10 protein-coding genes and 1 riboswitch are annotated in these 24,559 nt (G+C 53.7%); of the genes, 9 read left to right on the forward strand and 1 reads right to left on the reverse strand.

Translation table 11 applies throughout. The annotated features are described in order from the left end of the window. The first annotated feature begins 183 nt into the window (after positions 1-183). The 5 genes from SBI19_RS07835 to SBI19_RS07855 all read left to right on the forward strand — a co-directional run bounded on the left by SBI19_RS07835 (position 184) and on the right by SBI19_RS07855 (position 9,958). On the forward strand, positions 184-6,168 hold the full coding sequence (locus tag SBI19_RS07835; protein ID WP_317966737.1) for a DUF3320 domain-containing protein: 5,985 nt from the start codon (positions 184-186) through the stop codon (positions 6,166-6,168). A gap of 530 nt (positions 6,169-6,698) precedes the next feature. Further along, positions 6,699-7,100, forward strand: coding sequence for an 8-oxo-dGTP diphosphatase MutT (gene mutT / locus SBI19_RS07840; protein WP_317966739.1), 402 nt, complete (start codon positions 6,699-6,701; stop codon positions 7,098-7,100). A gap of 24 nt (positions 7,101-7,124) precedes the next feature. Further along, a complete protein-coding gene (locus SBI19_RS07845) occupies positions 7,125-8,231 on the forward strand; it encodes an MBL fold metallo-hydrolase (RefSeq protein ID WP_317966741.1) in 1,107 nt (368 codons plus the stop codon). A 732-nt stretch (positions 8,232-8,963) separates the two neighbouring features. Next, positions 8,964-9,317 (forward strand): helix-turn-helix domain-containing protein, encoded by a 354-nt coding sequence (locus tag SBI19_RS07850; protein WP_317966743.1) that lies wholly within the window; start codon positions 8,964-8,966, stop codon positions 9,315-9,317. A gap of 242 nt (positions 9,318-9,559) precedes the next feature. Then, the gene (locus SBI19_RS07855) at positions 9,560-9,958 is read left to right on the forward strand and encodes an iron chaperone (protein WP_317966745.1); all 399 of its coding nucleotides are present in this window, start codon (positions 9,560-9,562) and stop codon (positions 9,956-9,958) included. 110 nt (positions 9,959-10,068) lie between these two features. Here the strand turns inward: SBI19_RS07855 and SBI19_RS07860 are convergent, their stop codons facing one another. Continuing rightward, a complete protein-coding gene (locus SBI19_RS07860) occupies positions 10,069-10,884 on the reverse strand; it encodes a DUF2935 domain-containing protein (protein ID WP_317966747.1) in 816 nt (271 codons plus the stop codon). 224 nt (positions 10,885-11,108) lie between these two features. Here SBI19_RS07860 and SBI19_RS07865 point away from each other — a divergent pair, with 224 nt between their 5' ends. From SBI19_RS07865 to SBI19_RS07880, 4 genes are all read left to right on the forward strand, one after another. Then, a complete protein-coding gene (locus SBI19_RS07865; protein ID WP_317966749.1) occupies positions 11,109-13,142 on the forward strand; it encodes a methyl-accepting chemotaxis protein in 2,034 nt (677 codons plus the stop codon). A gap of 614 nt (positions 13,143-13,756) precedes the next feature. Further along, positions 13,757-14,371, forward strand: a complete 615-nt coding sequence (locus tag SBI19_RS07870) for a PH domain-containing protein (protein WP_317966751.1) — start codon at positions 13,757-13,759, stop codon at positions 14,369-14,371. Between the two features lie 255 nt (positions 14,372-14,626). Further along, positions 14,627-15,421: a M20/M25/M40 family metallo-hydrolase gene (locus SBI19_RS07875; RefSeq protein WP_317966753.1), complete on the forward strand. Its 795-nt coding sequence runs from the start codon at positions 14,627-14,629 to the stop codon at positions 15,419-15,421. A 168-nt stretch (positions 15,422-15,589) separates the two neighbouring features. After that, a riboswitch (cyclic di-GMP riboswitch) is annotated at positions 15,590-15,665 on the forward strand. A 122-nt stretch (positions 15,666-15,787) separates the two neighbouring features. Further along, complete coding sequence (locus SBI19_RS07880) at positions 15,788-24,550, forward strand: polymorphic toxin-type HINT domain-containing protein (RefSeq protein WP_317966755.1); 8,763 nt, start codon at positions 15,788-15,790, stop codon at positions 24,548-24,550. Positions 24,551-24,559: the final 9 nt, after the last annotated feature.

Here is a 24,559-nt window from a genome sequence, read left to right on the forward strand (position 1 = left end):
ATTGTATCATAAGCTGCGAGGATTCGACGATAGTCGCCGCATTCTATAGGAAATAATATCCAATTAACGTATAATGAAGCATATAGTAAGTGTTCATAAAGTTCGGTTTTCGTCCGCCGAGAAGTTTGCGAGAACCATTTTTTGAACTTCCTTTATATTCATACACGGAGAGGTAGAGGTCGGATGGAGCAAGACAACACGCAGCGGTTAAGCTTTGAATGGATTCGGTATGACGTGATCAACTATGCGATGCAGCACAATTTTGTCCCTATTATTCGTAAGCTGACCCTTCACAACCATTCGGATGCCAACCTGTCCGGTGTTCAGATTCGATTGAAGACAGAACCGGAAATCACGATCGACTGGTCGCTTGATATAGATCATGTGCCGCCGGGGCAGCCGCTTGAGCTGGGACCGATTCATTTGGAGCTGAACGGACCTTTGCTGGCAAGCTTAACCGAACGGCTGACAGGTGTTCTACTACTAGAAGTAACGCATGAAGGACAGACGCTCATTCAGGAGCGGGTCAATCTCACGGTGCTCGCCTATGATCAATGGAGCGGGCTGGCTGTCATGCCTGAGATGGTGACCGCCTTCATTATGCCGAATCATCCAGTCGTCGCACAGCTTCTTCGAGAGGCATCGAATTGGCTCGGCAAGTGGACGGACAATCCGTCGCTTGATGCGTATCAGAGCCGCAATCCGAACCGCGTGCTTCAGCAGGCTGCTGCAATCTATAACGCCATACAGTCGCACCAGCCAACCTATTGCGTGGCGCCTGCGAGTTTCGAAGAGCTCGGTCAGCGGGTTCGGCTGCCGGACGCGATCATCAGCTCGCCGAAGATGGGCAACTGTCTGGACCTATCGCTGCTGTACACCGCATGTCTGGAGGCGGCGGGTCTGCATCCGCTTCTTATTTTCACAGATGGACATGCTTTCCCCGGCGTTTGGCTCGTGGAGGAGACGTTCGCCGAGAGCGTTCAGGATGATATTTCTCTTCTTAGCAAAAAGCTCGCTTCAGGCGTGCACGACATCAGCATTGTGGAAGCAACCGCCATGTGCGCAGGCAGCCAATCGACTTATCAGGACGCAGCCGGATTGGCTGTCAAACATCTCAACCAGCCGGACCGATTCGTCGGCTTCATCGATGTGAAACGCGCCCGTTCCAGCGGCATACGGCCGATTCCGATTCGGATCGCGTCCGCAGCAGGCGGATTCGAATTTCTAGAGGATGATGCCCACAAGACCAAGTCAGCCTCAGGAGAAGCGCCCGACGAGATTACGATTCAGTCGCGTCCAACCGAGGTTGACGCGATCTCGATGACCAAGCTGAAGCAGTGGGAGCGCAAGCTGCTCGATCTTACGCTTCGCAATACGCTGCTCAACTTCCGCATGACGAAGTCAGCTCTGCCGCTGCTGCATACGCGTCTTGGCGAATTAGAGGATGCGCTTGCGGATGGTCAAGAGTTTCAACTGATGCCGAAGCCTGCTGACTGGGATCGTTCGGCTAGAAGCGCTGAACTGTTCCAACAGGCGAGCAGCGAGCATCCGCTTAACTTGCTCGTTTATGAGGAGTTTAAGAGCAAGCGGCTGCGTGCCGATGCGGATGAACGGCTGCTGCTGGAGAAGGCGATCCATCTGTACCGGTCGGCGAGAGTGTCGCTGGAGGAGAATGGCGCCAATACGCTGTACCTCGCCCTAGGGCTGCTGAAGTGGTACGAATCCGCAGCAAGTGAACAGCCGAGGTATGCGCCAATCGTGCTTATTCCAGTTGAGTTGGTGCGGAAGACATCGCGTGCCGGCTTCGTCCTTCGCATAAGAGACGAAGAGCCGCAGGTCAATATTACGCTGCTGGAGATGCTCCGGCAGGACTTCGGCATACAGATTAGCGGCCTGGATCCGCTGCCGCGCGATGAACATGGCATTGATCTGGCTGCCGTGTTCACGACGATCCGTCATGTCATTATGAATCTATCGCGTTGGGATGTAGTAGAGACAGCTATCATTGGTCTATTCTCGTTCAATCGATTCGTGATGTGGAACGATATTCGCAGTCGGGCGGAGGATCTGGCCAAGAACAAAGTCGTGGCCAGTCTCATCGGAGGCCGGCTCAACTGGACGCCTGAGGACGCATTCCCGCAAGCGGCGGAGCTCGATCAGCGCTATGCACCCGATCAACTGATGCTGCCGATCAGCGCCGATTCCTCGCAGATTGCAGCAATCAGCGCGGCGAACGCGGGACAGAGCTTCGTCCTGCACGGCCCGCCGGGAACAGGGAAGTCGCAGACGATTACGAATATGATTGCTTCTGCTCTTGCAGGAGGGAAGACGGTCTTGTTCGTTGCGGAGAAAATGGCCGCGCTCAGCGTCGTGCAAAGCCGCCTAGAAGCGATCGGCCTTGGCCCATTCTGCTTGGAGCTGCATTCGAACAAGAGTACGAAGAAGGCGGTATTGGAGCAACTGCGCTTGTCGCTGGAGGCTGCTCATCAAGCCTCGCCAGAAGAGTGGAAGCAGGAAGCCGCGCGGCTGGCTAAGGCCAGAAGCGAGCTTAACGCCTATGTGGATGCGCTGCACCGCCGATATGATTTTGGCGCGACGCTTTATGAAGCGATCGGCCATTACGGCCGAGTGAAGTCGGCTGCTTCAATCAAACCGATCGATCCAGCTGTCGCAGGTGGGATGACACGCGAGCAGTGGCTGAATTGGGACAGCTGCGTGAAGGAGCTTCGCATTGCAGGCGAAGCGGCGGGCCATCCGTTCGGTAACGCATGGACAGATGCCGCATGCAGCATTTATACACCTTCGATGCGATCGCAGGTGGTGGAATGGCTTACGGCGTATGCGAACACGCTGGCAGAGCTTCGCCTTGCCTATGCGGACCTAACCGAGTGGCTGGGATATACGCACCTCGATCCAACAGAGCGCGAATTCACTCTGTTAGCAGATGTCGCGGAGTGTTTGCGCTCGATGCCGGCTGCTGCACCGCACAGCCTGCTGCGTGCACAAGATTGGAGCAGCGCCAGCGAACAGTTAACGAAGGCGATCGAGCAAGGCCGTACCCGTCAGATGTTGCGGGCAGGGCTGCTCTCGCGGTTCTCCTCGGATGTATTAACGCTGGATGCGTCTTCTGTGCTCGCCGAATGGCGAAGCTCCGAGTTGAAATGGTTCCTGCCTAAGCTGTTCAAGCAGAATCGGATCTTCAAGCTGCTGCGCAAGCTGGCGCTTCCAAGTGGAGGGTTCGCTAAGACCGATGTCGCGCAAGTATTAACGCAAGTCGTTCAGTACCAAGAGGCATCGGCTGCAATCAAACAGCTGGAGTCCGCGACAGCGCCTCTTCTTGGCTCCCTATGGAACAACGGGGAAGCGGATTGGGAAGGCGTTCAGCAGCTGAATGAGTGGGGCGGCAGACTGCAGCAGTCGCTCTTGCGTTTATATCAAGATACGGCACAGGCCAATCTGGCCGCTGTTAGATTAGCAGATCAGCTGGCAGGTGGAGCGGATACGTTCCTGAGACAGCGGGGTTCTTCCTGCGACAAGCTCGTGAGCGTTAATCGTGAACGGGCGAAGCTTGAGCAGCAGCTGTCGGAGCTGCTCAAGCTGGACTGGACGAAGATTGATGCGAAGCGGGGCGGTCAGCTCTGGCTGGATTATCGTGCGGGAATGACAGCGCAGTGGAGCGGAGCGGTTGACGATCTGCGCGAATGGTGCAGCTGGCGTCTCGTTCGGGATCGGGCGGAGCAAGCGGGGCTGTCCATGGTCGTTCAAGCCTATGAGGCTGGCGAGCTGCAGCATGAGGATGTCGTGCCTGCGTTCCAGCGTGCGTGGTGGCAGGCGGTTATTCATTATATTGTCGGAACGGATCAGCAGCTGGCTTCATTCTCAGGGCGGTTATTTGAGGAGAAAATCAGAGCCTTCCGCGAGATCGACAACCGCTTCGAGCAGCTGACGAGGCAGGAGATTGCTGCGCGTTTGGCTGCGAATGTACCGCCACTGAGCAGCGCGGCGGCTTCGAGCTCCGAGGCAGGCATTCTGCTTCGGGCGATTCGGAGCGGCGGCAGAGGGCTGTCGCTGCGCAAGCTGTTCGAGCAGATTCCGAATCTATTGAATCGGTTATGCCCTTGTGTGCTGATGAGCCCGATGTCAGTCGCTCAGTTCCTCGATCCGAAGTACGCGCCGTTCGACCTTGTCGTATTCGACGAAGCTTCGCAGATGCCGACGAGCGAGGCCGTTGGTGCAATGGCAAGAGGCCGCAATGTCGTGGTCGTAGGCGATCCCAAGCAGCTGCCGCCGACAAGCTTCTTCTCCGCGCAGACGAGCGAAGAGGATGCAGCCGATACGGCGGTGCCGGAAGATCTGGAGAGCATTCTTGATGACTGCCTTGCACTGGGGATGCCGCAGGAGCATCTGCTCTGGCACTATCGGAGCCGGCATGAGAGTCTGATTGCATTCAGCAACCGGTATTTCTATGAGAATAAGCTGCTTACATTCCCGTCTCCGCATGAACGCAGATCGAATGTGCAGTGGCATCCGGTTGAAGGCTACTATGACCGCGGCAGAACGAAGCAGAACCGGGCGGAAGCCGAACAGGTCGTCGCAGACATAGTCCGCAGACTACGCAGCACGGATTCGCCGAAGCATAGCATCGGCGTCGTAACGTTCAATTCGATTCAGCAAGGGCTGATCGAGGATCTGCTCGACGATGCATTCCGACAGGATCATGAATTGGAGCAGCTGGCGTCGCAGTTGAAAGAACCAATTTTCGTCAAAAATCTAGAAAACGTCCAAGGGGACGAACGAGATGTCATCCTCTTCTCGATCGGTTACGGACCGGATGCGAGCGGCAAAGTGGTGCTGAACTTCGGGCCGCTCAACCGCGAAGGCGGCTGGCGACGGTTGAACGTCGCGGTATCTCGGGCGAGACATGAGATGCATGTCTACTCTACGCTTCGGGCGGACCAGCTGGACGTATCCAGAACGCAGTCCCAAGGTGTCGCCATGCTGCGATCATTCCTGGAATATGCGGAGAGAGGTCATACGGCACTCGGCATCCAGGCCGATCAACTGACGACCCGTCAGATGGGCTTCGAGGCGCAGATCGCAGAGCAGCTAAGGGAACGAGGTTACAGGGTGGATCTGCATGTCGGCACTTCGGGCTATCGAATGGACTTGGCGGTTGTTGATCCAACCGATCCAGGGCATTACGTACTAGCGGTTCTGACTGATGGCATGAGCTATCGCGAAGGGGCGACGGCGAGGGACCGTGAGGTGCTGCGCGAGCAGGTGCTTCGCCAGCTCGGCTGGCGGATTCACCGCGTATGGTCGCTGGACTGGCTGGACAATCCGGGCAAGGTGATTGGACAGATTGTGGATGCAATCCAAGCCGCACAGACGGAGGAACGTTCGTCGGAGAGCAAGCTGAAGAAGGATTCTGCCTACGCAGCTATCTTGGATAAGCTCCCACGGCAACCCGTTGTCGGCGAGATAGAGACAGAGGTAAAACCACCACCAGCGCCTTCGTCATCAGCAACTTCGAAGACAGCTAACGTTTCATCGACCGCTAGTCAGATCAGCGCTGCGGCGGGACATGTCGGCAGTCAGCAGTCATGGCGGATGCCGTATAAGTCCGTGACACTCGGCCGAGTATCGCTGCCTGCGGAAGAGATCTACAACCCGATTAATGCAAGAACGATTCGCAAGCAGATCCAGCAAGTCATTCAAGGCGAAGGACCGATCAGCCGATCGCTGCTGGTGAAGCGGGTGCTGCAGTCATGGGGCGTGACACGGACAACTTCGCGCGTGGAGCGGCATTTGGACGAATTGATGCGTGAGCTGGAGCTGCAGACGACGACTTACGAGGAGACGGTGTTCTATTGGCCGCAGGAGGTCGATCCGCAGCGATATGAGCATTTCCGTGTTGCAGAGGATGAGCAGGAACGACGAAATGCGGAGGATCTGCCTCCGGACGAGGTTGCCAATGCGCTGAAGGAGCTGTTGTTCAATCAAGGCAGTCTGCCGATCGAAGACATGACGCGGGAAACCGTTAGGCTGCTGGGCTACTCCCGTTCAGGCAGCGCGCTAGAGCGTGCGGTGCAGGCGGGACTTCAGGTAGCGATCAGCAGGGGCAACGCGGAGATCGAGAACGGGCGGATCAGCTATCGGCGCGGGTAATCTACAGCCGACCTATTGAAACCACTGAGATCCAGCAATACGTGAGGTAAGTTGTCTCTCTAAGAGTAAGGAAAGTTGGTTCTCGAACACCCCTAGGTGCAAGCATCTGGGGGTGTTTGTCTAGTCGAATGGGTCTCGAACAAACGTCAATGTGGATAGATACCTGCAAAAGTGCACCTTTCCAGCGAACAAGTGGACAATTCGCTCCGAAACCTGCACGAATGCAGGCTTTTGGCTCAAATCATACCCAAGTTAGTCACATTAGACTTAATTCCTGCATTTTCGTAGTTTTGCGATATTACGTACGGACTGGACTACATATTCATGTACTTTTGCAGCTTTCGTGTAACTCATACCGAGGAGCACGGAGCGCGCTAGTTCTTAATCGCGGTCTTGAGCATCGTTCCCCAGCTTTTTGCCCCCGTATGTGATTGCCTGCCCCTGTGTTCCAAACCGTAATCGTGTACAATGAACACATGATGTTTCGTACTAATCCTAACGAGGATTTAATTCACATAAGGAGGAGCAGCATGATTGAAGTAGCGGCTGCCATTATTGAGAATGCAGAGGGCAAGCTGTTGATCGCGAGGCGCAGAGCGGGCAAGTCGCAAGCCGGCATGTGGGAGTTTCCCGGCGGCAAGATCGAGCCAGGCGAGTCGCCGGAAGGCTGTCTGCGGCGGGAGCTGCGCGAGGAGATGCAGATCGAGGTCGAGCCGTATGCCTACTATGGCGTGAACGATCATCACTACGGCAGCGCCCATATCCGACTGTTCGCATACCGCGCACGATATGTCAGCGGGGAGATCATTCTGACTGATCATGATGCATACCGCTGGGCTGCTGCCGAAGAGCTGCACGCGTACACGTTTGCACCAGCAGATATAAGCTTCGTAGAATCGTTAGCAAGCTCGGGCATACTTAGACAACAATAAAACGCAAAGGCAGGAGACACGCACGTGATCCCATTATTACTTATTATCGTTGCCGTTATCGTTATCGCCGCACTCATCCTCCGCTACTATCCGCCGCTCGGCGCCCGCGCCTCGAAGGAGAAGCGGCTGCGGTTCGAGCAGTCACCCCAATACGACAAGCAGAAGCGGAAGTTCGTCAATCAAATCCCAACCAGCATGTCGATGAATGCGAAGGAAGGCACCGATCTGCTGAAGCAATACATCAAGGGTAATCCGCGCAAAAGGCCGCCGAAGCCGCTTCAACTGGCTCCGCTCCGCCTGCATGCAACCGAGAACAAGAGCAGCGAGCCGAAGGTGACATGGTTCGGCCATTCGGCCGCGCTGCTCGAGCTGGACGGGGTCATGCTGTTGCTGGACCCGATGCTGGGACGTGCGCCGTCTCCCGTGCCGTTCATCGGCGGCAAGCGCTACAGCGAGCCAATGTCAGGCGTCATCGACTCGCTCCCGGCCATCGATGCGATCATCATGTCGCATGACCATTATGATCATCTTGATTATGGCTCGATCCAGCGGCTGAAGGGCAAGGTCGGCCATTTCATCGTGCCGCTTGGCGTAGGCAGCCATTTCGAGCGCTGGGGCATTAGTCCGGATCGCATCCATGAGTTTGATTGGTGGAGCGAGTATACGTTCCGCGGGCTGGCGCTGGCCTGCACGCCAGCGCGGCATTTCTCGGGGCGGAGTGTGAACGACCGCAATTCCACGCTTTGGTGTTCGTGGGTCATCAAGGGGCAAGGAGCAAGCGTGTTCTTCAGCGGCGACAGCGGGTACGGGCCCCATTTTGCCGAGATCGGGAAGAAGTATGGTCCGTTCGATCTGACGCTGATGGAGTGCGGGCAGTATAACGAGCGTTGGGCGGCGATTCATATGATGCCGGAGCAGACGGTGCAGGCGCATCTCGATGTGCAGGGCAGCGTGCTGATTCCGATTCACTGGGCAGGCTTCACGCTGGCGCTGCATGATTGGACCGATCCAGTCGAACGTGCGGTTCGCAGCGCGAAGGAGCGGGACGTGCAAATATGCACACCGAGAATTGGACAGACCGTCCGAATAAACGCGGATTCGTATCCAAACTCCCCGTGGTGGAAGGAATAACGCCATTTTGCTCGACCGCATGCGGTGGGATTTAAAAAAATAAATTTATTTTTCGCCATCACAACTCGACAAGTCCTGTACAAGCTTTGCGATATACTTTCTCTTATGCAATGGAAGAAAGGAGTTAGAGCATGGGTAACGATTCCTTAGACTCAGGGCAAATCCCTCCTGAGGGGGACGAGCTCTATCAGTTGATCAGAGAAGGTACAATTCTAATGCTTGTGATGCGAAGCGGTAACTATGAGCCAGAACGGGAAATAAAGTTGGAGGACAATGAAGAGGAATTTAGACGAATCCTCGAGACTTACAAGTTAATTAATAAATAATTTGAACCAAATAGAATTCCTCGTCCCTGATGGGACGAGGAAGGAATTTTATATATTCTTTCGAAGTACCTATTTAACAGAACCAACATAACAGATATGATGGAATCAAGGTTTAGGCATTTATTTGATAAGGATCAAAGATCTGGGTCGGTATAAATCTTCATAATCGAATAAATCACTGATGCAATCCTCGCAAACATGGGTTTCTCGATCATTCTTAGTTGTCCGGATGCAAATCATGTTGCGTCTGCAGCGGTCGCATTGACTGTGTAGAATAGTGAGCATCGTTTCTACCAACTCCTAATATCTAAGAATAAAATGAACACTTTAGTAGAATAATGGATTAGATTCTAAGAGTCAACGGGTGTAAATTGTCTAATTTTAGCAAGAAAAAGGAGGCGCGTTCGTGAAAATTGCGGAGCGACTAAAATATGCAAGAACGAAGAAAGAAGTAACGCAAGTAGAAGTTCAACTAGCAACTCAAATTCATGCCAAAACATTAAGCGGATATGAGAATGGCGTCAGCGAGCCTGATTTGGAAACGATAAAGAAATTAGCTATGTTTTATCATGTGACCGTGGATTGGCTGTTAAGCGATAACGATTCGGATCATTCGATAAACGAACCTATTTATATTGAATTAAATGAATATGAACCTGTTAATTCGCAAGCTATTATATTGGTGAATGGGGAACCTGTAACGAAGAAAGAGCTAGATTATATACTCGTAGGCGTATCCACCATACGGAGTATGGGATAAGTTTATTTAATTATTCTTAATGAATTTAATAGATAGTGAGCTTCTATATTAAAAAGTTGAATAGTCCTGCATGCAGAAGCAAACGATGGTGCACTTGAATGCGAAGCAATAAAGATAACGATAACGAGCCATACAATTTCACAAAGCGCCGTCCTCCGGGACGGCGCTTCTGCTTCTTGTCGTGCTATACTGGGGATAATAGCTAATAACGGACAGGTCAGTATGGATTCGAGGAGGCACATATGGCAGCGTCATTCACAACGACAGATGAATATATCGCAAGCTTCGCGCCGGACATTCAGCAGAAGCTGCAGTCGATCAGAAGTTTGATCAAAGAGCTTGTACCGGAGGAGACGGTTGAGAAAATCAGCTACGCGATGCCGGCTTATGCCCTGCACGGCAACCTCGTCTTCTTCGCCGCATTCAAGAATCACATCGGTTTCTACCCGAGCGGCAGCGGCATTAAGGCATTCGAGCATGAGCTGACCGGGCTGCAATGGTCCAAGGGCGCCATTCAATTCCCGCTGGACAAGCCGATTCCTTATGATCTGATCAGCCGAATCGTGAAGTTCCGAGTCGCTGAGAACCGCGAGAAGGCGGAAGCGAAGAAGCTGGCGAAGAAGGTCGCGAAGAAATCGTAGCTGATTGCTTTGCGCACTCCACCTATGAGCGTCATCAGCAAGACACGAGAAAATGCCTGCAAGCCTGCAGGCATTTTTGTTGTTTTTACACCTATTCGTATGCACCTATATTAATCAAAACGTGCAGTCGGCATCGGTTTGCCGGTCAGCGCATTGTCGAACATATCGATAATGAACAGGAACCTCTCTGCCTCGCGGAATACGTGATCTGCCAGCAGCGGATGGATAATGCTCTTGATCCGGCAGGCCTCGATGAGATCGCGAGCTGTTTTCTTGAAGTCGCGCAGCGATTTGACAGAGACCCGGTTCTGATCAAGGAATTGATCAAGCAGCGGCACGGTCTGCGATTGCGGACGCATATGATCCAAGTCTTGTGCCTGGAATAGCAGTTTGTCGAAATCATCACTGAACTGCCGTGCCTGATCGACGAGCTTCCGCTCCGAAGGGTCGAGCAAGTGTCCAATGAACTTCGCGTGGTCAGCCATGATTTTGAGGAAGAAGACGTTCTCATTAATGATGGCATCCGGCAAAGGATCCAGCTTGCCTGCGTTAAGCTGTTCGAGGCGAGTTCTGAAGTAGAAGGCTTCCCGGCTCGTATGATCGACCAGCAAAGGGAAATTGTTGGCTCCAGGAAGCTTGCATGTCAGAATTAGACCGAGTATTTTGCGTTTGAAAACCCAAATGTGTGACGCAGCGTTATGCACTTCTACATTGAACTGTTGGATCGTCTGCGGGTCGGTCGCAGCGGTATACGAGTTAGCTTTGTTCTCGATCGCCTCGAATAAGGAGTAGAATTGATTCGCCTCATTAATCAGCTGTGTGTCCTCACATCGGAAACCAAGCTTTAGAAATAAGGAATGCTCTTTCATGATGCGAGACCAGAATCTGATTTCATCTAAAGATCGAGTGACGAATGCATTCGACACTTTATCCCCTCCTCATTATAAAGGCCCAGTAGATATGTATAGACGGCTTGAAGAGACTTATGTCTGTTGGCTGGAAACCGCTCTATTACCCTCCTGAATAGTGGGGTCCGCAGTATTCGTCTGTTGTGTTTATCTAACATTTATCAAACATTTACGCCTCATTTTTATTAATACTTCTCCTGTAAAATAAATCCTCGAGATTGTTCTACAGTGGAGGTAAAGTAATGAACTCAAGCATCAAGCCGAAACAAATGCTAAGCACCATAAGCAAGCTGACCGTGCAATCGTTCAAAGTAAAGATGATCGCGATGTATTTGTTAATATCAATCATCCCGATGTTAGTTAGCTCCATCTTCTTCTCGTATTATTTGAAGGATGTCGTGACGAAGGAAATTCACACGAAGGAACAAGACGTCGTCAATACCAACACGGTAGCGATTGAATACGCGATTCAGCGCAACGTCACGTTCTTGCAGCAGATAGCGAAGAACAATACCGATATTAAGAATGGCAATGAGCAAGGCATTATGGATTATTTCGCCAAGCTTGAAGACTCTGATCTTGAAGTTGAAGAATATGTATACGTGAATGGGCACAATATGGCGCTTACTTCAGCGGGCAAGAAGATCGACGTATCCGACCGCGATTACGTGAAGAAGGCGAGAGATACCAAGCAGACGGTCATCACCGATCTTTTGGTCAGCAAATCGACCGGCAATCACATCATCGTCATTTTCGTTCCGATTCTGGACCAACTGAATAACTATAACGGCGGTGTCTTCAGCACCGTGACAACCGAGAATCTGGATATCTTCACCGACATGATTAAGATCGGAGAAACAGGCTTCGGCTATCTGATGTCGTCTACCGGCATGCTGCTCAATTATCCGGATAAAAACATGGTTGGCAAGAACGTCAATGAAGTGTTAACACCCGAACAAGCAGCCAAGCTTGAGGAGGTTGCTGCGAAGCAATCCAATGGGATCGTTGATGTAATGGATGAACATGGCGAAATGCGGGAAATCAGCTTCAACACGATTCCATCGACGGGATGGCGGCTGATCTCAACCGTGGAATATGACGAAGTATACCGTTCAGTTGCGACCGCGAGGACGATTTCGATATGGCTGACGGTCATTACAGCAGCCGTAGCTGCGTTGTTCGCACTGGCGATGTCGCTCGGTATGACGAAGCTGGTGTCCAAGCTTACGGATTCCGTTAAGAGGCTGGCGACCGGCGATTTGACCCCGCGCCTTGCGATTAATCGCAAGGATGAGTTGGGACAGCTCGCACTTGATTTTAATGACATGGTGGATTCGTTCTCCTTAATCGTAGGGAAAGCGAGCCAAGCCGCAGAGCAAGTCGCAGCCTCCTCGGAGGAGCTGACAGCCTCTGCGCAGGAATCGGTCGCCATATCGAACCGCATTGTGCAATCGACGCAAGAAGTGCTGCGCGCAGGAGAAAGCCAGCTGCAGGGAGCGGAGCAGACCTCTATAGCGATGGGAGAGATGGCTGCAGGCGTGCAGCGGATCGCAGAATCTTCGTCTGCGGTGACGGAGCTGTCACAAGACTCGCTGGTTGAGGTTCACAAGGGATCCATTGCGATTCGTGAAGCGATTGAACAGATGAAGCTGATTCACCAATCCTCCGGCAGATCGGCAGAAGACATGCGGACGTTGGAGTCTTATTCGCAGCAGATCGGCGATATCGTAACGCTCATCACCGATATTACGAACCAGACGCAGCTGCTATCGCTTAACGCTTCTATTGAAGCGGCGCGAGCGGGCGAGCAGGGCCGCGGTTTCGCCGTTGTAGCGAACGAAGTGAAGAAGCTCGCGGAGCAATCGTCATCCGCAGCCGCGAATATCGGCAATCTGATTCGAGAGGTGCAGGCTTCAACGGCAAGAGCGGCAGCGGAGATGAATCAAGGGGTACGGAACGTCGATCGTGGCTCGGATCTGATCAATACCGCGGGTCAAGCGTTCACTCGGATAACGGGCATCTTCCAGGAGGTTTCGAATCAGATTCAGGAAGTGTCCGCGGCATCGCAGCAGATGTCGGCCGGAACGCAGCAGGTGACGGCATCGATGACTGAGATCGTGGCGATGACCGATGGCACGTATCGTCATACGCAAGGCATAACCCAAGGATCGGAGCAGCAGCAGCAGTCCATGCAGGAAATCTCGTCGGCAGCCGAGCATCTGAGCGGCATGGCGCTGGAGCTGCAAGAGTCGCTGGCACAGTTTAAGACGAAGTAACGGATCAAGAGTTCGGTGAGTAATGAGAAGAGGGGCTTGCGCTGAGCAAGCCCCTCTTCTTATTCGCTTAAATGGCCGACCAATGGCTGATTTGCTGTGGGCGGCATTCGTCTAACGGACCGTACGAACCTTATTGCGTATGTTCAACCCGCATCTATACGCTAACGGACCCAGGTGATGCTATTTCGCGGTAAACCTCCGATTTTGGCCCATAACTCTTATCATAGTGTCCCTCCAGTCCGTTACAGTCGAACGAGCACGCTCTCATGCCGAATAAGGCCTCCTCTAGTCCGTTAGCGCATCAGCTCGGCCCCTATGCAAATCCGCTAACTCAGCCGCTAGCACTATCGCAGCTCCCAGGTTAATTCAGCCGTTAACGCACCAGTGCTCCTGTTACCAATCCCCCCCATGCCCCAATCCTGGCCCTGAGTCCCCTCAAGTCAGACCAAGGGTCCTAGCCTTCCGCTGCAGCTCCATTACCCGCGTCCTATAGCCGCAATTCGTTCTTGTGCAGGCGGGCTCTCTCCAGTAGACTAAGGAAATGAACGATGGCATTAAATGATGGACCGCCCAGTATTAGGGAGGCCCCAATTCGACACGAGAGGGTGTACGTGATGTTCAAAAAGCTTGCATCAGAGGCGTTCGGTCTCAGCGATATCGGGCAGATTATTCCGCCGCAAGATTATGATAAGGTCGACTCGGATGACTACGTCTTCCATGAGGATAACGAGAAGATTTACTTCGTTATTAAATCCAAGAAGGATGAGTACTGTTTCACGAATCTCGCCCTCATTCATCTGGATGGCGACAGTGCGCTCAGCTCCAAACGTATATTGAAGCGTTACGCTTATTCGTCCTACTCGGTGTCCGATGTACTGCTGGAGACGGCGGGCACGGTCGATATGGACGTCGAGATCAAGTTCGCAATCGGCGACACGCCATTCTCGATCGATGTGCGCAAGAGCCAGCTGGAGCAGCTCAAGGACCTGTACAAGGCGCTCTACAAAATCTCCGAAATCAAGAAACACAACAGCGCGTACCTGAGACTGTCCGATGAGAGCGTCGAAGTGACGAAGGAAACGCTCAGCCACGCGATGCCGCAAAGCGCTGCGCTCTCGACGCAGTTCGATCAGATCAACCTGTCCGTCTTCAACTGGAAGAAGGATAAACTCGACGAGTACAAGGTGCGGGATTTCGGCTTTGTTTTCGAGAAATATATTAACAACTAATAGCCATCATTCATCATTCGAGGGCCCGAGCGATCGGGCTCTTTTTGCTGTTTCTATGACGGTTTAATCAGAGTTAATAGAGGGAATGCTAGAGTTAAGAGACAGATCCGCGAGCAGAAGGGTGTCATGGAATGGCCGCCTGCTGTATATATTCTCCGAGTGGAACTATGCAGAGGTGTCGTTGTTGTCCGATCCGATTAAAGATGGGGATGCGCATGGTTTAATGGCATTTCCGTACACAAAGGAGACCACGCGATGCGCAAGCTGGAACGCGATTTACTCGAACTGCTGACCATTACGGCCCCGAGCGGGCAGGAGCGGCCGGTAGCGGATTATTTGATCGAACGGCTGCGGACGCAGACGGATCGAATCGAGAGCGATCATTACGGCAATGTCATTGCCGAACGTATATATGGCACCGGAATCGGGCCGACGATCTTGTTATGTGCGCATATGGATACCGTGTGGGTGGATCCGGCGCGGACAATTTTGCAGGACGGGGACATCTGGCACAGCAGCATCGGTCCGCTTGGCGCGGACGACCGAGCAGGGATTGCGATCATCTTGGCGGTGCTGCGCAGTCTGGCAAGGAGCGGGGCGTTCCGCGGGCGGATCAAGCTTGCTTTTACCCGTGAGGAAGAGATTGGTCGGCTTGGTTCGGAGCAGCTGAGCCTTGCTTGGCTGAGCGGGGTGGACATGTGTGTCGTCGTTGATCGGAGAGGGAGCCGGGACATCGTCGTGCGCAACAGCAGGATGGCGTTCTGTGACTGGGGGCTGGCGTCGTATTGGGAGACGATCGGCTCGATGTGCGGGATGAAAGGTTGGCGTGCCGTTGAGGGCGGCCTGAGCGATGCGGTCACGTTCGCTGCGTATGGGATACCTTCTGTCAACGTGTCCGCAGGATATGAGTATGAGCACACGGAGCAGGAATATGTGAACGTGCGTTATTGCAAAGATTCGGTCCGGCTCATCGTGCAGTCCTTAACGAACTATGCGACGGCGCAGCAGACGGCGGCAGCGATGACCCCGACAGTAACAACGAGCCTGTAGCCAGCGCCTGAGCTGGGATGAAGCAGGTGGGCAAAAGTGCCGACAGGAAGACATGTCGGAATTAGACAAAAAGTCACAAAATACGACAAACGACCTATATAATAGAGTCTCAGTTATGGAATATAATTCCCTCTAGCAACTAATTTTTATCAAAATTAGTAGAGCTATAACCGATAATGGCAAACCCGTCGCAAGGCGGGGACGCAAAGTCATGGGTCCCACGTTGGATCGCCAGACCGCCGAAGCAGCTGCTGCATAGAGATCTGCCAATCGATGAGCATCGATTGACGGTTATTGCGAACCGCATGCGTAATTCGGCATGCGGTTTATTGTCGTTGTCGGGCTCATAAGGGGGAGCAGAGAGAATTGAAGAAGAGGTACGAGAAAGGAATCGCGGTGCTGCTGACCGCTGCGCTTGGTGTCGGGCTTATGCCGGCCACCTCTTGGGCGGCCGTTGGGCAGGAGACCGCGAATGCAGCATCATTCGCAGGCCGTGCATTCGTATCCGGCGTGCAAAGCGCAGCCAGCTGGATGAGTGGAGCTGCGACGCAGCTCGCGGCAGGCAGTGCGTCGACGGCATCGGTCGTTCCGACGATTCCGCAGGATTGGACGGATCAACCGGACGCGACCGAAGCGCCGGCTTATTTTACATTCGATGGGGAGCAAATCTTAAAGGGCAAGGCTGATGCTGGCGATGCCAAGGGCGGCACGGGCGGTTCGTACTTGTCGTTGTCGGATCGTATGAAGACGACGTTCCCAGTCGCGGAAGGCAAGCTTGCGATCGAGTGGAAGGACCAACTGAGCGACTGGATCAAGGCGCAGGACGGCACGGCGATCAGCCCGCCTTCCGGCTATAAAGTGACGCTGAAGGTGAAGGATGTCGTCAGCAATAAAGTGTATACACTCTTCGAGGATCGTCTATCGCATTCGGGCACGAACAGTTACGACTGGGATGGCAAGGACGGGCAGGGCAATCCGCTGCCGGACGGCTTCTACTATGTGCAACTGAGCGCTGACGGCGGGACTGTGAATTTCAAGGTAGAGGCCGCTGATCCGAGTGATCCGCCGACCATTGTGCCGAAGAACATTCCGTCCTACTATGGCGAATATGTCCGGGTAGCGCTTGATCGTACGGCGCCGATATTGACGGCGGTTCATCCGCTGGGCAACGGCAAGCTGGCGATCGAAGCGCGCGACGGTGTCACAGGCGTGAAGCAGCTCGTGGCGACAGGCAGCTCGCAAGAAGCGAACCATACGTTCAGCGATCAGCCTCAGCAGGCGGCGTATGCGTGGGCGCCAGGCAATGGCGAGAAGCTGATTGTCACGCTGACGGACGATGCCGGCAATAAACAGACCGAGACGGTTCCGCTCAAGCCGTACGTACCGGATACCGGCAAGCAGGATTACCAGGCGCAAGCGGAAGCGACCGTCGCTGGTCAGACCGTTACGGTCGGCCTCGCGCAGGGCAACGGGCATCAGGTGTTCCAAGGCTTCTCGCAGCAGGGGCCAGGCGTCGACTTGGACGTTTATTTTACATATAACCATCAGAATCGGGTGAACGGCTCGCTCGGCTACGGCTGGAGCTTCAACCTGGATTCGCGCTTGACCAAATGGAATGAAGGCAATGACATCACGTGGACAGGCTTCGATGGCGCCTCCTACTGGTTCCATAACGAGAACGGCAAGTTCGTCACGTATATCGGCGGCCAGAAGCAGGCATATCCGAAACTGACGATCGATCCGAACGCGTCGAACCCGGAGGATCTGAACGCCTACGTCATGGAGTGGCCGGACCAGCTTCGCTACCGGTTCAAGAATGACGGCCGATTCTGGCTCATTCAAGACCGCGACCAGAACGAAGTGTACTTCTCGTGGATCTATTGGCCGACCTCGTACGGCTACGATCACCGGATTCAGTCAGTGAAGGATACGGCAGGACATGAGGTAACGTTCACCTATACGCCGGATTCGGGCGATCTGTATTCGACGACGATTACAGAGCTGGACGGGGTCGGCAATACGCCGGGAACGCTCAAGAAATTTTTCTTCATGTACAATGCCAAGGGCGAATTCGTCGGCTACCGAGATCCATCTCAGAAAATTACGCGTTTCGTCTACGACGGACTGCACCGGCTGAAGCAAGTAATCGACAACGGCAGCAACGTCCGCGAAGAAAGCGGCGAGACGGCCGAGTCCGTGACGACGCAGTGGGCGTACGACACGGACAACCGTGTAACGCGCATCGGCATGACGCGGAAGCAGGACAATGTGCAGGAATTCATTGCGGTTGATTACGGCAATGGCGAAGCGAAAGTGGACAAGCCTTCGGGCAGCTATACGCTGCGGTGGAACGATGCGTTCCGTCCGACGGAGAAGGCGCAGACGGTATCGACGCTTGAGGGTAAGAAGGAAGCTGTTACGACCTATTCTTACAGCGGCAACCTGAAGACCGAGGAGACCGATCCGCTAGGACGTACGCATCGCTATCGTTATGATGCAGACGGGCATGTAATAGCGGAATTGAAGCCGAATGGCTCCGTTCTTTCCTATGAGTACGACAGCCAAGGCGATTTGAAATCCGAGACGGGACCTGACGGCTACAAGGTCGATTATACGTATGTGAAGAACGGTCGTCATATCCAGAGCAAGACGACAACGAAGGATGTCAGCGATCCGGCAGGGATTAATGCACCGTATACGGTCGTGACGAAGGAGCAGTTCAACGATAAAGGGCTTCTGGCATCGCAGATCGATGGCGAAGGCAATACGTTCGCTTACTCCTATGATGCGAACGGCTTCCTGACGTCGGATGGCACTGATACGACCTACGAGAACGACCTGCATGGCAACGTCGTGAAGCAGATCGAGTTCGCGGGTACGGATGACGAGTCGTTCGCGATCAAAGATTATGATGCGGTTGGACGTTTGAAGCATTCAGAATCCGCAACAGGCTTGGTCGAGGACTTCGAGTACGACGCGTTTGGTCGCCAGGTTAAGCATGTCCAGCAGGACGAGAGCGATCCTGCACACATTATTACACGTACCAAAGCGTACAACGACGGCGGCCATCTCGTTCGCGAGTCCGACGGCTTGACGGAGACGACGTATACGGTCGACGGCGAAGGCCGCGTAACGGCAGCGAAGACGAAGGCTCTGGAGGCAGGCACGACCGGCGAGACGACGTCGACGACGGAGTACGATTCACGCGGGCTTGTGACGAAGTCGGTTGATGCGCGTGGCTTAGTGACGCTCACCTCGTATAACTTGGCAGGCGAGCCGGTGAAAACAGTTGTATCACCGGATGACAAGCCGCTTGTGACGTTGAATGAATATGATGGTGCGGGCAGGCTGAAATCTGTGACGGCGCCGGACGACGGTATTACGTCGTATGATTATGATGCATGGGATCGCGTGACGGAAGAGACGGTTATCGCGAAAGCCATTATTCCGGATTCATTCCCGGTAGATGTCGGCACGCTGCCGGATCAGTCGTTGACGACGAAGTCGGTGTATGACACGCTGGGGCAGCTCGTTCAGCAGACGCGCGCAGACGGTTCATGGAGCCGGTATGCGTATGATGCCAACGGCAATCGGAACAACGAGTCGTCTGGCGGTCCGATTCCGGTCTATGAAGCCGAGGAGCTTGAATCGGAATCAGGTACGGCGGATACGATCAACCCAGGGCATGAGCTGCTTCGCAAGCGTACGTTTGTTTTCGATAAAGAAGGTCGGACGACCCGCGAAATAAACGGAAACGGCGAGGAAATTCAATATAGCTACGACGGCGCTGCAACGGCGACGGAAGAAAAGGCGCTCGATGAATCGGGGCAGTTGGTTACCGTAACGACCGCGGAGAAGGTAGATCCAGACGGCAACGTTGTCGAGACGGTCAATGAAGCGGGCGAGAAAACGAGCGCAGTGTTCGATGCTTTCGGCTCGGAGACGGAGTCGGTGAACGAGGAAGGCCAGCGCGTCGAGAACCGTTACGATGCTTACGGCCGATTGACCGAATCGTTGGAAACGATTGACGCGACAGGCGCGACGCAGACGTTGAAGTACGAGACGGATGCATGGGGCAACACGGTCAGCGAGAAGCGCCAAGTAGGCGCTAACGAATGGGCGACGACGAAGTTCGAGTATACGCCGGATGGCGATCTTGAGCGGCAGACGGATCCATCGGGTCTTGTAACGGAGTACAAATACGACGAGCAGGGACGCGTGACGGAGGAGACGGAGCGCAATACGCTGCCGGGCGGCGCGCTGCAGCTGCGTACGACGCGAACGTTCTATGATGCGGCTGGCAACGTAATTGAGCGCCGACTGCCGGACGGCAGCTCGGAGCGATTCATTTATGACACGAACGGCAATCCGCTCGTTGCGCTGGATGCTGAAGGCAATGCGGTGCGCATGGTTTATGGCAACGGCGAAGCCGTTACGGAGCTGATTGAATACCGTACAGATGCGACGGAGCTGAGCGCGGCGAATGAAGTATCTCATTCCCGTTTCGTGTTGGATGGTCTTGGCCAAGTCGTGCTCATGCAGGATCCGAATGGCAACCTTGTTCGAATGGCATACGACGCCGAAGGCCAGACGATAGCCGAGACGCGCAGCGGTCCTAGCCTGAACGGCGAATCGATTACGGAACGCAGCGAATACGGTCCGCGTGGCGTGCTGCTCAAGGAAATCGACGGCAACGGTCACGAGACCACCTATGCGTACGATGTGAAAGGTCAGCAGGTACGGGTGACCGATCCATCCGGGCATTGGACGACCTATGCATATAGCCCTGCCGGCTACACGACGGCGGAGCGCCATCCGCTAGGACGCGACACACTGACGAAGAGCAACTATCGCGGTAATGTGCTCGAGGAGCGTGACGGCCTCGGCAACGTCAGCAAGTTCACCTACGATGCGGACGGCAGAAAGCTGACCGAGGCAAACAAGGAAGGCGACAAGTCTATTTTCCGTTATGACCGGGCGGGCCGGATGACGGAGAATACGACGCCGAACGAAGGCACGCATACGTATCAGTACGATTCCGTTGGCAATACGCGAGTCGAGAACCGTCCGGAAGGCATCGTCGTCAAGAGCGACTACGATAATCGCGACAGACTGACGTCGGTGACGGAGCAGGGATCGGTTGGAGAGCTCGTGACCAGATATACGTACGACAAGGTTGGCAACCAGACATCGCAGCAGGACCCGAACGGGCAGACGACGATAACGAAGTATGACGGTTCCGGGCAGAAGATTCTGGAGATGTTCACCCGCTTGACGGCGCAAGGACTTGTCCAGGACATTTTCGAATATGCTTACGATCCTAACGGCAACTTGATCCAAGAGAAGAAGCCGGGCGGCTTGACGACCGTCTATACGTACGATTTCATGAATCGCAAGACAAGCGAGACGTACGGCGATGGCAGCAAAATTACGTACACGTACGACAAGGCGGGCAACGTGCTCACCATGGCGGGCCCTGAAGGCACGATTCATTACGAGTACTTCGACAACAATCAGCTCAAGAAGACGACCTACCCGAACGGCGATACGCTTGAGAATGTGTACGACGAGAACGGCGACATCGCCTCCGAGATCGTCAACGGCAAGACAACCGCTGTCGAGCGGGATTCGGCGGGACGGGCAACGAGCTATACGGATACGAGCGGCTATCGCTATTCGTTCGTCTATGATGCGGACGGCTTCGTGAAATCGCTTATCTATCCGAACGGCACAGTAACGAACACGACGTTCAAGCCTGGCCATATCATCGGTGAGCGAGAGACGGTTAAACAGGCGGACAACTCCGTTCTGCAGACGGCTAAGTATGAGCACGATAAGCGCGATTACGTCACGAGCGTCATGGAGAACGATCGCAAGTCGGTATATGGCTATGATCCGCGCGAGCAGCTGGGTCAATACACGACGCCGGCCGGCGATATTATCGCCTATGAGTACGACGGCGCAGGCAATCGGACGGTCCGCAAGGCGATTATCCAAGGGTCAGTCGCGGACAAGCACGAAGAGATTGACATCGAGAAGCTGCTTGAGCTGGTGCTGGGCAAGGAGCTTGAGAGTACGGTGACGCCTGATCCGGGCAACGGTACCGAACCAGAGCAGCCGGAAACGCCGATCTGTACGCCGAACAACGGCGACGATGCTGATTCGAACCAAGGGAAAGGCAATAACGGCAACGGTAATGGCAATGGGAACGGCAACGGCAACGGTAATGGTAACAACGGAAATAATGGAAATAACGGGAACGGAAACAACGGAAATGGTAACAACGGAAATAGTGGAAATGGCAACAACGGAAACGGAAACGGAAACGGGAATGGCAGCAACGGAAAGAGCGGCAATAGCGCTGGCAATAGCGGAAATGGCAGCAGCGGAAATAGCAGCAATGGCAATAGCGCTGGCAACAGCGGAAACAGTGGAAGTGGAAACAGCGGCAATGGTAATGCCGGCAATGGAGGCGGTAACGGCAAGGGCAGCAGCAAGAGCGCGTCTCTGGCTGCGACGACCAGCTCCCCGATTAGCGGTGCTTCCCTGTACAGCAATGGCAACGGAAACAGCGGCAACGCCGGCAAAGACAACAATGGCGACGGTCCAGGCAACAATGGTCAAGGCAATGCCAATGGCCACAACAAGGACGGCGGCAATGACGGCTGCAGCAGCGCTGGCAACGGTAAAGGTAAAGGCAATGGCAATGGAAATGGGAATGCGAACAGCAACGGCAAAGGTAACGAGAATGCGCTTGCCAATGGCAATGGCAAGAAGCTAGGACTGTACAAAAAGCTGGGCGAGAAGCTTGGTGAGACGTATGGAGATAACTATGTCGAAGCGATGTTCGGCAAAGAAACGGGTCAAGTCGAGCACATTCTCGCGGCGATAGACCAGATTGTCAATGGCGAAGTCAACCTTCCGCCAGGCGAGCATCCGAAGCTGTTCCAGCGCATTCGCGAGGTTGCAGCGGGCTACACCATTGTCGGGACGAAGTGGACGTACAACGAGAAGAACGAAATAACGACCCGAGAGAACCTCATTCGCCTCGAGGACTACGCGTACAAATATGATGCCGACGGCAACCTGCTGTCCGATGGTCGAAGCAAGTATGAGTGGAATGCGCGCGGTCAATTGACGAAAGTGACGTTCCCGGATGGCTTCGGCGAGAAGTATACGTACGATATGTTCGGGCGCCGAATGACGAAGTCTCAGTTCAATCATCAGGGCAATGTTCAAGATAGGACCGTTTATCACTACAAGGGCGATTCTTGGGTCATCACGGACGAGAAGGACGGAGCAGGCAATACGGTACTGTCGTACACGTTCAATGAAGAAGGTCGTCCGCTATCGGTGACGTACAAAGGCCAAACGTTCTGGTACGTTTACAACGGGCATGGCGATGTAACCGCGCTGACCGACAAGAACGGAGAAGTAGCGGTACGCTACGAATATGACGATTGGGGCCTCGTAAGCCGGATGTACAATCGCTATGGCGAGCGCGTACGCGAGGGCATCGGCTGGATCGGCGATCTGGAGAGCGGCAACGGCAGCCCAGGTTCGCTGCAAGGGCCAGAGGACGGCAACGGCAATACCGAGCCGGACTACCATCCAGGCATCGGCAATGCGCCGGCTGACGGAACCTCCGCGGCAACGTCGATGGATGCTTCGGCAGATGCAGCAACGGCAGATGCATTCGCGTGGCTGGAAGGCGAACCGCTGGCTGGAATCGAGGAAGAGCCGAGCGAAGACATTACGACCGAGCTTGCGAAGGTGAACCCATACCGCTACGCGGGCTACTATTGGGATCGCAAGACGCAAATGTACTTCCTGCAGGCGCGATACTACGATCCGCGTGAAGCACGCTTTATTTCGGCGGATAGCTATCGAGGTGAAGATGAGCACCCGCTGAGCTTGAACTTGTACACCTACGCGCTGAACAATCCGGTGAATCTTGTAGACCCGACGGGTCATATGAGCTGGTACCAGATCGACGACTTGGCTAAGGGTATTCTGTCCTCACTGGGCGATATATCTGGTCTGTTCAAGTTCAAGACGCTGGATGCGCTGTGGGATACGGTTAAGGCGATTGCGAAGGGCAAAATCTCGTTCAAGGATATCGCACGTTCCTTTGTTTCCTCGGTTACGGGACCGTTCATGTACCTGTACAACAACACGAAATGGGTATGGAAAGGCGATCCGAGCAACAAGGAAGTGAAGTATTACGGCAACCAGCTAGGTACAGCGTTCCAGTTGGTAGTTGGTAGCGCGGGCGCAATGAAAGCCATCGTTAAGTTCGTACCGAAGTTGACCAAGCTACTGGATAAGATTAAGACAAAGAAGAATAGCAGCAGTAGTAATAGCAAAAGCGATTATGGCTGTAACCAGTGCTTTACTGCAGGTACGAGGGTCCTTACTGAAGATGGAGAGAAGCCGATTGAGGATATCCAGTTAGGAGATAAGGTTCTTTCCAAGGATGAGGAAACCGGGGAGGTGGCGTATAAAGAGGTCGTGGGGCTGTTCATTAAACAAGCCCATGAGATCTATTACGTTTATATCGGGGAAGAGATCATCGAGGTGACAGGTGAGCATCCATTCTATATAGACGGTAAGGGATGGACGTTTGTAAAAGACCTTCAAGTCGGCGACTTGCTTGTTTCCAGCACTGGCTCTACACTAGCGGTAGACAAGATCGAAAAAGAGGCAAGAGAAGCGACTGTCTACAACTTTGAAGTTGCGGATTACTTCTCATACTTCGTTTCAAATCTAGGGGTCTGGGTGCATAACTGTAAGACGAAGGTAAAATACCCTAAGACTATAAAATTTGAAAACGGTAATGCCGATTGGGGAGTAATTCATGTTGAGAGAAGGCACGTATCGACTTCAAATCGAGATTTTGCACATAAAAGCAAATTCCTTGGTGGTGGCCAATGGAGAACGTGGGCAAGAGATACCTTCAAAAAACCTGATCGAGTTTCAACTCAAAGTAACGGATTTATTGTTTACGAGAAGCAGTTTAAAAAGCAAGTTGGATACGAGTCAGATGGTACTAAACTATATAAAATACGGGTAATTCTAACTCCAGAAGGAAAGGTCTGGACGGCTTTTCCTCAGAAGGATTGGAAGTAACGGAAAGGA

Origin of the sequence: Paenibacillus sp. CCS19 (assembly GCF_033239625.1) — a bacterium.
GTDB lineage: Bacteria > Bacillota > Bacilli > Paenibacillales > Paenibacillaceae > Paenibacillus_T.

What these genes read in the sequence shown, in the direction of transcription:
- SBI19_RS07835 (WP_317966737.1), top strand. Translation starts at nt 184, where the DNA reads ATGGAGCAAGACAACACGCAGCGGTTAAGCTTTGAATGGATTCGGTAT.
- mutT (WP_317966739.1), top strand. Translation starts at nt 6,699, where the DNA reads ATGATTGAAGTAGCGGCTGCCATTATTGAGAATGCAGAGGGCAAGCTG.
- SBI19_RS07855 (WP_317966745.1), top strand. Translation starts at nt 9,560, where the DNA reads ATGGCAGCGTCATTCACAACGACAGATGAATATATCGCAAGCTTCGCG.
- SBI19_RS07865 (WP_317966749.1), top strand. Translation starts at nt 11,109, where the DNA reads ATGAACTCAAGCATCAAGCCGAAACAAATGCTAAGCACCATAAGCAAG.
- SBI19_RS07870 (WP_317966751.1), top strand. Translation starts at nt 13,757, where the DNA reads ATGTTCAAAAAGCTTGCATCAGAGGCGTTCGGTCTCAGCGATATCGGG.
- SBI19_RS07875 (WP_317966753.1), top strand. Translation starts at nt 14,627, where the DNA reads ATGCGCAAGCTGGAACGCGATTTACTCGAACTGCTGACCATTACGGCC.